1 protein-coding gene and 1 pseudogene are annotated in these 991 nt (G+C 77.1%); both read right to left on the bottom strand.

Annotation, left to right across the window (positions count from 1 at the left end; all coding sequences use genetic code 11):
• Positions 1-274, bottom strand: a pseudogene (locus AC2W7G_RS17145) (hypothetical protein); the annotation flags it as partial.
• Positions 259-426: a hypothetical protein gene (locus AC2W7G_RS17140; RefSeq protein ID WP_485869505.1), complete on the bottom strand. Its 168-nt coding sequence runs from the start codon at positions 424-426 to the stop codon at positions 259-261. The gene AC2W7G_RS17140 and the pseudogene AC2W7G_RS17145, both read right to left, overlap by 16 nt.
• Positions 427-991: the final 565 nt, after the last annotated feature.

Raw genomic sequence — 991 nt, 5'->3', positions numbered from 1 at the left:
GGCCGCGGTGGGCGACCACGGCGCGGTAGGTCAGCCGGTCGGCGGTCACGTCGAGCACGGTGTAGGTCGACGTGCCGGTGACGTGCCGGTCGACCGTCGCACCGCCGCGGCGCCAGTCGCGGGTGGAGCCGCGGCGGTACTGCGGCCCGGAGACCGACGTGGCGTAGACCGGTCCGCGGCTGCCGTGGTGGCTGCGGGTGTACGCGTGGTCGTGGCCGGACAGCACGAGGTCGGCGCCCTCGCGCTCGAGGACCGGCATCAGGTGCCGGCGCACGGCGCGGCTCGTGCTCGACGGCGACGTCGAGAACGGCCCGCTGTGCACGACGCGACGGACCAGCGGCCGGGGTTGCCGCGCAGCGACGCCCGCAGGAAGCGCGCCTGCTCGGCGAGCCGGCCACCGAAGGCGTCCAGGACGACGACGCGCACGCCCTGGACGTCGGTCCGGTACCAGTGACGGCCCTGGCGCGGCCAGCCGTTGCGGGGCCAGCGGAAGTGCGAGTCGAAGCCCTCGGCCCGGGCGGCGGAGCAGCGCGAGCCGCGGCACTGCTCGTGGTTTGCCGATCGCGATCGCCCACGGCCGGGTCACCCGGGCCGCGCCCCATCGCCCGTGAACCAGCTCGCTCCACTGGCGGTGCGACGTGGGGGTCGTCGACGGTGTCGCCGGCGTGCAGCACGAGCGCCGCGGCGGCCGGGCGGCCCGCACGCCGCGCACGATACGACGACCGACCCCGGCGTTGCCCACCTGGGTGTCGCCCAGCGCGACGATGCTGAACGGCGCGTGGTCGCGCCGGGTCGTGGTGAACCGCCACGCTGGGCGAGACGGCCGCGCGTGCCGGACGCGGTACTCGTAGGTCGTGCCCGGGCTCAGGCCGGCGAGGAGCGCGGTGCGCTGCGGCCACGTGCTGCCCGAGCGTCCCACGTGCGTGCGCGGCTTGCGGGACGCGCGCACGGTGCGCCACGCGGCGGTGCCCAGGCGCCGCACCTCGACCCG

The organism is Aeromicrobium sp. PFPM2_SD2, assembly GCF_057364525.1.
This window is presented reverse-complemented; position numbering and strand designations above follow the sequence as displayed.